This window comes from Erwinia sp. E602 (genome assembly GCF_018141005.1).
GTDB lineage: Bacteria > Pseudomonadota > Gammaproteobacteria > Enterobacterales > Enterobacteriaceae > Erwinia.
Window position 1 is genome coordinate 4,172,812 of the sequence record NZ_CP046582.1, and the last position, 10,246, is coordinate 4,183,057.

At 57.0% G+C, this 10,246-nt stretch carries 10 protein-coding genes; 2 read left to right on the top strand and 8 right to left on the bottom strand.

Annotation, left to right across the window (positions count from 1 at the left end):
• Positions 1 to 69: 69 nt before the first annotated feature.
• The 5 genes from GKQ23_RS20745 to idnD all read right to left on the bottom strand — a co-directional run bounded on the left by GKQ23_RS20745 (position 70) and on the right by idnD (position 5,042).
• Positions 70 to 225, bottom strand: a complete 156-nt coding sequence (locus GKQ23_RS20745) for a Hok/Gef family protein (RefSeq protein ID WP_212409320.1) — start codon at positions 223 to 225, stop codon at positions 70 to 72.
• A gap of 479 nt (positions 226 to 704) precedes the next feature.
• On the bottom strand, positions 705 to 1,709 hold the full coding sequence (locus GKQ23_RS20750; protein ID WP_056235603.1) for a LacI family DNA-binding transcriptional regulator: 1,005 nt from the start codon (positions 1,707 to 1,709) through the stop codon (positions 705 to 707).
• Between the two features lie 84 nt (positions 1,710 to 1,793).
• Positions 1,794 to 3,113: a gluconate:H+ symporter gene (locus tag GKQ23_RS20755; RefSeq protein WP_056235601.1), complete on the bottom strand. Its 1,320-nt coding sequence runs from the start codon at positions 3,111 to 3,113 to the stop codon at positions 1,794 to 1,796.
• A gap of 123 nt (positions 3,114 to 3,236) precedes the next feature.
• Positions 3,237 to 4,001: a gluconate 5-dehydrogenase gene (idnO, locus tag GKQ23_RS20760; protein ID WP_056235597.1), complete on the bottom strand. Its 765-nt coding sequence runs from the start codon at positions 3,999 to 4,001 to the stop codon at positions 3,237 to 3,239.
• Positions 4,002 to 4,010: 9 nt separating this feature from the next.
• The gene (idnD, locus tag GKQ23_RS20765; RefSeq protein ID WP_056235595.1) at positions 4,011 to 5,042 is read right to left on the bottom strand and encodes an L-idonate 5-dehydrogenase; all 1,032 of its coding nucleotides are present in this window, start codon (positions 5,040 to 5,042) and stop codon (positions 4,011 to 4,013) included.
• A gap of 239 nt (positions 5,043 to 5,281) precedes the next feature.
• Between idnD and GKQ23_RS20770 the strand changes: the two genes are divergently transcribed.
• Positions 5,282 to 7,291, top strand: a complete 2,010-nt coding sequence (locus tag GKQ23_RS20770; RefSeq protein WP_212409321.1) for an NADPH-dependent 2,4-dienoyl-CoA reductase — start codon at positions 5,282 to 5,284, stop codon at positions 7,289 to 7,291.
• 164 nt (positions 7,292 to 7,455) lie between these two features.
• On the opposite strand, the gene GKQ23_RS20775 is transcribed toward GKQ23_RS20770, so the two are convergent.
• Positions 7,456 to 7,965, bottom strand: a complete 510-nt coding sequence (locus tag GKQ23_RS20775) for a DUF1440 domain-containing protein (RefSeq protein ID WP_212409322.1) — start codon at positions 7,963 to 7,965, stop codon at positions 7,456 to 7,458.
• Positions 7,966 to 8,187: 222 nt separating this feature from the next.
• Between GKQ23_RS20775 and GKQ23_RS20780 the strand changes: the two genes are divergently transcribed.
• Entirely contained in the window at positions 8,188 to 9,090 is a 903-nt protein-coding gene (locus tag GKQ23_RS20780) for a hypothetical protein (protein ID WP_212409323.1), read from the top strand.
• A gap of 355 nt (positions 9,091 to 9,445) precedes the next feature.
• Here the strand turns inward: GKQ23_RS20780 and GKQ23_RS20785 are convergent, their stop codons facing one another.
• Together GKQ23_RS20785 and GKQ23_RS20790 are read right to left on the bottom strand one after the other, a co-directional pair.
• Entirely contained in the window at positions 9,446 to 9,604 is a 159-nt protein-coding gene (locus GKQ23_RS20785) for a hypothetical protein (protein WP_212411978.1), read from the bottom strand.
• Between the two features lie 179 nt (positions 9,605 to 9,783).
• A complete protein-coding gene (locus GKQ23_RS20790; protein WP_212409324.1) occupies positions 9,784 to 10,236 on the bottom strand; it encodes a GNAT family N-acetyltransferase in 453 nt (150 codons plus the stop codon).
• Between the last annotated feature and the right edge of the window lie 10 nt (positions 10,237 to 10,246).

The following is a 10,246-nucleotide window of genomic DNA, read 5'->3' on the forward strand; positions in this document are numbered from 1 at the left end:
TGTACAAAAAAGGGTGCTCACAGATCCTGCCTTCAGCAACCGGCGGGATTGCTCCCGCCGCAGATTGCCTTACCTTGCAGACTCGCAGGCCATTCTGGCGACAATCCGTAAACTGCCCTGGCTGATTTGCAGTTCACACAACGAACCGCGTGGGATCTCAATCAACACCAGCAGTGCGATTAAGAGTGCAATCACCCCAAAAACGAGCATCTTTTGTGCCATCATGGCCTCCTTATCCTTGCCTCGCGGCAGGTAAAAGGCTACCGTCATGTTGTCTAGGCATGAGAGTGGCCTCACCAATAGTTAATGACTATATCGGTGGGGCTCTTTCTCTTTCGGCCCTGGCAATACTCAGAACCAAAAGATCCTGAGCACCCGTCGCGCAGTGTACTCCCTTCTTCTTTACCCGCCATGCAATCCGTTTTTTTGACGCACTTATTCCTAAATTATTGCAACCGAATGAGATAGCGATTAATTTTCTAGAATATCAATCACAAAAAATTCAGTAAATCACCTGTGCACAGTGATTACGTGTTGCCAGCCGTTGCCTCGCGGCAGGTAAAAGGCTACCGTTATGTTGTTCAGGCATGAGAGTGGCCTCACCAGTAGTTAATGACTATTCCGGTGGGGCTCTTTCTCTTTCGGCCCTGGTAATACTCAGAACCAAAAGATCCTGAGCACCCGTCGCGCACGGTACTCACCTGTCAGCCGCCCGAAATCGTCTCCCCCATAAAGATCTGATAGCTGAGATCCACCGATCCGGCGCTGAACTCGCTGTCGTTAATTCTTTTCAGCAGCAGCTCGGCGGCGGTGTAGCCAATGGCGTAGCGCGGGGTGATCACGCTGGCGAGGGTCGGGTACATTTCGCGGCTGATATCCAGCCCGTGGAAGCCGCTAATCGCAATGCGCCCCGGCACGTCAATGCGGTTGCGCTGGCAGTGCAGCAGCGCCCCCAGCGCCAGATCGTCATTGGTGCAGAATATCGCGTCCAGATCCGGGTAACGCGCCAGCGCGCTGGCCAGCATAGTCGCGCCTAATTTCTGCGATGAGATCGCTTTAGGGTTGACCCGCCGCGCCTCGCCGCCGCGCTCGCTCATCGCCTGGCAGTAGCCGCGGTAGCGCGACTCGTCGCGGCGGTCATCCTGCGAGCCAAAGTAGACGATACGCCGCCGCCCGCGATCGAGCAGCGTGCGCGTCATATCGTAGCCGGCGCTGAAGTTGTTAAAACCGACTTCCATATCCAGGCAGCCGCCCTCGGTATCCATCACCTCAACGATGGGGATTTTCGCGGCGCGCAGGTATTTCACCGCGCGCACCGTGTGATCTTTTTCGCTGAGCAGAATGCCGTCAATGCTGTAGGAGAGCAGGTTGATGATCTGCTCCTCTTCCGCCTGCCTGTCGTAGTTGTAGTTGGCGATCAGCGTCTGGTACCGCCCCTCTTTGGTCGCCGCTTCGATGCCGCTCAGCAGGTCGGCAAAGATCTGGTTTTTAAACGACGGGATCAGCACGCCCAGCGTATAGCTCTTAGAGCTGAGCAGCATCTCAGGTGCGCGGTTGGGGATGTAGTTGATCTCTTCAATGATTTCGGCGATTTTCGCGCCGGTTTCCGGCGAGACGCGCTCCGGCGTGCGCAGATAGCGGCTCACCGTCATTTTGGTTACGCCCGCCAGCGTGGCGATGTCCTGTAACGATATGCGGTGCGATCTCATAGGCGTCCGTTTCAATGCAAAAAAGGCCAGGCAAGCCTGACCTTTGGAAGTCGGTACTGGCCGGGCGCTCCCGGCCGGTTAAGATTAATGAATAATGGCGTTCAGAATCAATACGCCTGCCAGGCCGAGGAACGAGATCAGCGTTTCCATCACCGTCCAGGTTTTCAGGGTTTCCACCACGCTCAGGTTGAAGTAGCCCTTAAACAGCCAGAAGCCCGGATCGTTAACGTGAGAGGCGATCACGCTGCCGGAGCCCACCGCCAGCACCATCAGCGCCGGGTCGGCGTGGGTGATGGCGATAATTGGCGTGACGATACCGGCGGTGGTGATTGCCGCAACGGTGGCCGAGCCCAGCGCGATACGCAGCATCGCCGCCACCGTCCAGCACATCAGCAGCGGAGAGAGCGATGAGCCCTTCATCATGTTAGCGATGTAGTCGCCCACGCCGCTGTCCACCAGCACCTGCTTAAAGGCACCGCCGCCGGCGATGATAAACACAATCATGGCGATGGAGGCGATCGACGAACCGCACATCTCCATCACCTCTTCCATCTTACGGCCGTTACGCAGGCCGAGGGTGAACACCGCGATCACTACCGAGATAAACAGCGCCACCGCCGGGTTCCCGACGAACTCAAAGAACTGACGCAGCACGTTCTCTTTCGGCGTGGTCAGCTCAAATACCGCCGCCACCGCCATCAGGATCACCGGGATGACCGCGGCGAAGATGCTGGTCCAGAAGCCCGGCATTTCGTGGTCTTTAAAGATTTTCGGGTTATACAGCCCTTCCGGCGGTGACTTCTCAAAGTTCTTCAGGAATTTAGAGAAGATCGGGCCGGCGACGATCACCGTCGGGATGGTGATGATCATACCGTACAGCAGGGTGGTGCCGAGGTTGGCACCAAAGATGGTGGCAATCGCGGTCGGGCCCGGGTGCGGCGGCAGGAAGCAGTGGGTGACCGACAGCGCGGCCACCATCGGCACGCCGACGTAGAGCAGCGGCATACCGGAAGCAGCGACCACGGTAAACACCAGCGGCAGCAGCAGCACAAAGCCGATTTCATAGAACATCGCCAGGCCGACGATCAGGCCGGTAACCATCAGCGCCCACTGCACGCGCTTTTTACCGAAGGCGTCAATCAGCGTAGTGGCCACGCGCTGCGCGGCACCGGTGTCGGAAACCAGCTTACCGAGCATGGCACCGAAGCCGAGGATCATCGCCAGGCTGCCGAGCGTGCCGCCAACCCCCTTCTGAATCGAGGCCACCACCTGCAGCGGCGTCATCCCTTCGGCGACGCCGACCACGGCAGAGACAAAAATCAGCGCGATAAAGCCGTTGACCTTGAAGACGATCATCAGCACCAGCAGCAGGATTACCCCAATCGCTATTATTGTAATGGGCATACAGCATTTCCTTTCAACATAGAGGTAGTAAGAAGCAAGTATAAGTGGTTAAGAACTTTCTGGTGTAAACACAACAAACCGGGCCAGGCGAACGGCCCTGGCCCGGGTAAAAAAAAGCAATAATCAGACCGCGACGCGCATGCCGCCGTCAACGAACAGCAGGTGGCCGTTAACGAAGTCAGAGGCTTTCGAGGCGAGGAACACCGCCGCGCCGATCAGCTCTTCCGGGTTGCCCCAGCGGGCCGCCGGGGTGCGCTTGCACAGCCAGCTGGTGAAGGCTTCGTCATCCGCCAGCGCCTGGGTCATCTCGGTTTTGAAGTAACCTGGCGCGATGCCGTTAACCTGAATATTGTGGCGCGCCAGCTCCACGCACATGCCGCGCGTCAGCATGGTGACCGCGCCTTTTGAGGCCGCGTAAGGCGTAATGGTGTCACGCCCCAGCTCGCTCTGCATTGAGCCGATATTGATGATTTTGCCCTGCTTACGGGTGACCATCTGGCGGGCAACGGCCTGGGAAACCAGGAATACGGCGGTCTGGTTTACGGCAATCACGTCGTTCCAGTCCTGCTCCGGGAATTCAAGGAACGGACGGCGGCGCTGGATACCGGCGTTATTCACCAGCACGTCGATCGGCCCGACTTCGTGCTCAATGCGCTCAACGGCGGCGTTCACTTCGGCAGATTTGGTGACGTCAAACGCCACCGCATGCGCCTTAAAACCCTGTTCGCGCAGCGCCGCAGCCGCTTTATCAGCGCCCTGCTGGGTGGTGGCGTTGATGATCACTTCCGCACCGGCTTCCGCCAGCCCTTTCGCCATCAGAAAGCCGATGCCACGGCCGGAGCCGGTGATCAGCACACGTTTGTTAGCAAGTGAAAAAAGCGTGGTCATAGGGTTCCCTTAAAAAGTCAGCTGCACTTTGGCGGCTTTTTGTTTATCACCGGCAAACAGCAGCGCAGCGTCAATGTCGTTAAAATCGTATTCACCGCTGAACAGCGGCAGCGGATTAACGGTGCCGTTACCCAGCCACTCCACCGCGGTATTGAACTCGGTGGTAAAGCGGAATGAGCCGACCAGTTTAATCTCTTTGGCGATCAGCATCATGATCGGGAAGCCCGGCACGTCGCCGCCCATCCCCACCTGCACCAGCGTGCCTTTGGCACGGGTTACTTCCAGGCAGCGGGTCAGCGAGGACGGATGGCCGGAGGCCTCAAACGACACGTCGAAGTAACCCTTCTCCGCCAGGTACGGCGTGAAATCACCTTCGGCAGCGTGGATAGTTTTGGTTGCGCCCATCGCGGTGGCCATCGCCAGCGAACGCTCGCTGACGTCCGCGCAGACCACTTCCGCCGCGCCTTTGGCCTTCGCCGCCGCGGCGATCAGGCAGCCGATCGGGCCAACGCCGGAGATAAATACTTTTTTACCCTGCAGATCGCCGCCCTGGTTCGCCGCATGAATGCATACCGCCAGCGGTTCGGCAAACACCATCACTTTGTCATCGGCATCGTTGGCAAACGGGATACACTGCGCGCTGTCGACCACTTTGTACTGGGTGAAGCCGCCGTCCACGTGCGGGAAGTACATCGCGCTGCCGAAGAAACGCATGGTGGTGCACTGATTCTCTTCCTGCGCTTCGCAGTATTTGCAGTGGCCGCAGGGTTTCGACGGGTTAACCGCCACTTTCTGGTTCTCTTTCAGCGCCGGGTTGTCACTTTTCACCACGTGGCCAATCACCTCATGGCCGAGGATCATCGGCATCTTTACCGCAAAGTTGCCGACTTTTCCGTGCTGGTAATAGTGCAGATCGGAACCGCAGATGCCGCCACGCGTAATGCGCACCAGCGTGCCCTCGCCCTGATAGTCAACCGGCTGGCTTTTTACCTCAACCTGCTCTTTGCCGTTGATCAGACAGGACTGCGTGGTTGTGCTCATGATGTACCTCAAAAAGACGTTTCAGATTCAGGCGCCTATCAGACCGGGGTTTAACAGTTGAAACTGTGAATCAGATCACTAAAATTCATGTTACTTAACTTATGTTACGCATAACGTGAAGCAGTCCGGGCTTTGCCAGCCGCCGTTTCAGTGGCATTCATCACAAAGGCAATAACGCTACTTTCTTCGCGGGCATTTGCCCGCTACAGTGAACTCATCCGACCACTCAGGATAAGACGATGAGCGACTCCCTGTTCTCCCCGCTGGATCTGGGTTTTACCCGGCTGAAAAACCGTTTTCTGATGGGCTCAATGCACACCGGGCTGGAAGAGCACCCCGCCGGAGCCAAGCGACTGGCGGCCTTCTACGCCGAACGCGCCCGCGCAGGCGTGGCGCTGATCGTCACCGGCGGCATTGCCCCCTCGCCGGAAGGCGCTACCCGCAGCGGCGGCGCGGTGTTAAACGATGAGTCACAGCTGGCACACCACCGCCCGGTGACTGAAGCGGTGCATCAGGCTGGCGGAAAAATCGCCCTGCAGATCCTGCACGCCGGGCGCTACAGCTTCCAGCCTGAGCTGGTGGCCCCTTCAGCCATTCAGGCACCGATCAACCCGTTTACCCCGCGGGAGCTGAGCCACGACGAGATTGTTGCGCTGATCGCCAGCTACGCGCGCTGCGCCAGGCTGGCACAGCAGGCCGGTTACGACGGCGTGGAAATTATGGCCTCAGAAGGCTATCTGATTAATCAGTTCCTGGTGGTGCACACCAACCAACGCTGCGATGCGTGGGGCGGTGACGACGCACGCCGCCGCCGCTTCGCGCTGGAAATCCTCACCGCCATCCGCGCCGCGGTCGGGGAAGAGTTTATTATTATCTTCCGCCTGTCGATGCTCGATCTGGTGGAACAGGGCAGCAGCCTTGAGCAGGTCGTGACGCTGGCAAAAGCGGTGGAACAGGCGGGTGCCACGCTGATCAATACCGGTATAGGCTGGCACGAGGCGCGGATCCCCACCATCGCCACCTCGGTGCCGCGCGCGGCGTTTACCTGGGTCACCAAAACCCTGAAACAGCACGTCAGCATCCCGCTGATTACCACCAACCGCATTAACCACCCGGCGGTGGCGCAGGCGGTGCTGGATGACGGCTGCGCGGATATGGTGTCGATGGCGCGGCCGTTCCTGGCCGATGCGGAGTTTGTGCTGAAGGCACAGCAGGGGCGCAGCGATGAGATCAACACCTGCATTGGCTGTAACCAGGCCTGCCTCGATCAGATTTTTGTCGGTAAGATCACCTCCTGCCTGGTCAACCCGCGCGCCTGCCATGAAACCGACATGCCGGTTGCGCCGGCGGCACGCCCAAAAACGCTGGCGGTGGTGGGGGCCGGGCCGGCCGGGCTGGCGTTTGCCGTAAACGCCGCCGCGCGCGGCCACCGGGTAACGCTGTTTGACGCCCGGCCGGAGATCGGCGGGCAGTTCAATATTGCCAGGCAGATCCCGGGCAAAGAGGAGTTCAGCGAAACGCTGCGCTACTACCGCCGCCAGCTGGAACTGCATAACGTGGCGCTGCGGCTGAGTACGCAGGCAACGGCGGCCGATCTGGCCGGGTTTGATGAGGTGGTGCTGGCAACCGGCATCGTGCCGCGTACCCCCGATATCCCGGGCATCGGGCACCCTTCCGTTCTGAGCTATCTGCAGGTGATCCGCGATAAGGCCGCGGTCGGCCAGCGCGTGGCAATTATCGGCGCGGGCGGCATCGGCTTTGACGTCGCAGAGTATCTGGTACAGCCCGCTGCGGACGCACCGCAGAGCGTGGAGGCCTTCTGCGCCGAATGGGGTATCGATCGTAGCCTGCAGCAGCCGGGTGGGCTGGCGCGCCCGGTACATCCGCACCCGGCGCGCCAGCTGTGGCTGCTGCAGCGTAAGGCGGGCAAACCGGGCGCGGGGCTGGGTAAAACCACCGGCTGGATCCACCGCGCCAGCCTGCAGAAGCACGGCGTGCAGATGTGGGGCGGCGTGGAATACCAGCGTATTGACGACGACGGGCTGCATATCCTGCGCGACGGCGTTGCGGAGGTGCTGGCGGTGGATAACGTGATTGTCTGCGCCGGGCAGGAGCCAAACCGCGCGCTGGCGGCGGCGCTGCAGGCGCAGGGTTCACGCTGCCATATCATCGGCGGAGCCGACGTGGCGCAGGAGCTGGATGCACGGCGGGCGATTGCGCAGGGTACTGAGCTGGCGCTGGGCATTTAGCAAGCCTGGCAGGCAACGGCTTTACAGACCTGAAAGAAGATAACAGCGGTGAGATCCCCCTGCTTCACAGGCAACAAAAAAGAGAGCGCTCAGGGTAGAGCCGCTCTCCTTTTCGGAACGCACAAACTCACTCTGTTAGTCCGTGCTGAATCATGAAAATCAGCTTATCCAACCATCCGCCGGCGCAGATCGCGGCGGAACACCTCAATCGTCCACATCCACAGAATATGCCCGAGGGTTTCCGAGATGAGCTCATCGGCGGGCAGCTGCCACAGCGGCGGCGCCCAGCCGAACAGCGGCAGCATTACGCCGTGAAAACCCACGGTCACCAGCAGCGCAAAAGCCACCCCCTGCCAAAGCTTCACCGCCGGAAAGATCTCCACCAGCCAGCAGTAGAGCATGGCGAAGAAGATTGAGAACAGATGGTGCACCCCGGCCACGCCCCAGTTCACCATATGTTCAGACCAGCGATAAATCATTCCGCCGCTGTTAAAACCCAGATCGTCCAGCATTTCCGCCGGTGGAATTGCCCGGCCGGGGGTACGCGGAGGCAGCGGGTTTTCCGTGCCCCACTTGACAAAGCTGGCGATGTTGCCGCCGAAAAAACCGGCGATTAAGGCAGGGATAAAGTGGCGGTCGTTTTTTTTCGTGCGGCTGAACAGCGTGTTACTCATGGTGTCTTTCCTTGGACGGTTAGTATCGCCGCCGAAGTGTAATGGAACCCTTAGCCTGTTTTTACGCAAAGATGGCGAAACGGTTATCCCTGAAAAACTCGCGAAAATAACGTTAACAAACTGATGTATCTGCTCAGTAACCCCGCTGTCTGCCTAACAGCCAGGCTGCAATTGTGGTAATCAACGGCAAGGACTTCTATCCCCATCAGGGAGGTACACCGCATGTCTGTCGGCAGATACGTCACGCTTATCCGTTATTCCCTGCGGCTGTTACTGCGCCCGCATCCTCGACTGTCATCGCTGTTTATTGTGCTGATCGTCTTGCAGGGCATTATTCCTTCAGCCAGCGTGATCGCCAGTATTCGTCTTGGCGATCTGGTCGGCCACGGTACACATAATCAGCTGTTAACCGCCTGCCTGATTTGGGCATTTACCCTGGTTTTGCCCGAAATGATTGCACCGCTGCTCAGCACCTTGCAAAGCGTACTGAATCAAAAAGCCACCCAGCTCACGCAGCATAAAATCATGTCCGCCGTCGCGCATATTGACGATCTGCAGACGATTGAAGGCCCGGAATTGCATGACAGCCTGCAGATGCTGTCGAAAGAAGCCGCCTACCGCCCGCTCAATCTGCTGGTGAACCTGGTCGATATCTGCAGAAGTAGCTTCACGCTGCTCTCTCTGGCGCTGGTGCTGGCCAGCGTCGCCTGGTGGCTGCCGCTGGCACTGCTGCTGCCTGCCATCCCGGTTGCGGCTTCCGTTGCCCGCTCACAGCTGGATGTTTTCAGGGCGCTGCTGGGCAACGGGAAAACGGCGCGTCTGATCGGCTACTATTTTTCCGTTATCGTCGACGTGAAGCTTGCCAGGGAGATTAAGCTGTTCGGCCTGGCGGACTTTTTTATCGCCAGGCACCGTGCGGCCTTTGCGGAGATGGATGGCATACTGAAAAAGACCAGAAGAAACCAGTTTCTGCGGCCGCAGAAATGGAATCTGCTGTATTTGATCTCGGCAATGGGGATCATGTTGTGGTTTTCTGATTATCTCGCCAGCGGAAAAATCTCGACCGGTGAGTTGCTTGGCACGCTTCACAGTCTTTCGCCTGTCCGCCTGCCTGCTATCCTGTAGCTGCCTGGATACCGGATTATGCGGTCATCCGCTGGCACAGATCGCGGCGGAATACTTCAATCGTTCACACCCCGAGAACAGGCCCGAGGGTTTCCGCCACCCTATCACCGGCGGGCAGCTGCTACTGTGGCAGCGCCCAGCCGAACAGCAGTAGCACTGCCGTGAAGCCTCCGGTCATCAGTAATGCAATGGCTACTCCCTGCCACCGTTTCCCAAGGGCGGAATCCAACTTTTTTGTGTGGCTATTATGCGTTAAAAACACACATTCCCTGATTGAAAAACAGCCTTTTCATCGAGCTATACCGATTGATTTCTCATAAATGATTCGCAGGAATAATCAAAAATCGGATTGTGATTAAAAAGCAAACAAAGCAGAATCCCGCCCTGAATGTTGCAGCGGTATTTCCTTCACAAGACGAGATGCCCGAACGCTTACGAACTGGTTGAGATCTTGAGGATTTTTAAGATTTTTGGCCATTTCGTTAGCCAGAGCCTGCAATTGTTTTTCTTCCATAATTCAACCTGTTTTTGATGTTGGATTGAACATATAAAAATCAGGCAGATACACAAAACTTTAAACAGGCTCAACCAATCATAGCTCTAATCAGGTGATCTTCGGTTGTATTTCGACCTTTTTTGATTGAAAAATGATCAAAAATGTAGATACCTAGGGGACACGCCATAGTGAAAAGTCTATTTAGGTTGTCGGTAAACGTTAGGCCTGACAATTTGCCATACAAAATTATCACGATTTACTGGGTCGTATCCCATTTTTTCGTATAGCCACGGAGCTGTCGATGTGACTAACATAATTCTTCGTAGGTGTGTCATAACAGGGTGAGACATGCAACATTCCATAAGCCAACGTCCTAATTTCATTTTTTGCCACTCTTCCAAAACATAAACATCACAAAGATAGCCAAATGTAGTGCTATCGGTAACTACACGAGCGAAACCAATTTGCTCGTTACCATCAAAGAGCCCAAAACAAAGGCTATTGCATATACTTTTCCTTACTGTGTCAATATCAATTCCTCCAGCCCAGGTTGAGCGGGTTAAGTAGCTATGAATAGCCTCGATATCAAACTGTTCAGAGTCTGTAGTGATATTATAATTTTGGTAATTCCAAGCATGAATACTTTTCATATTCTTATTC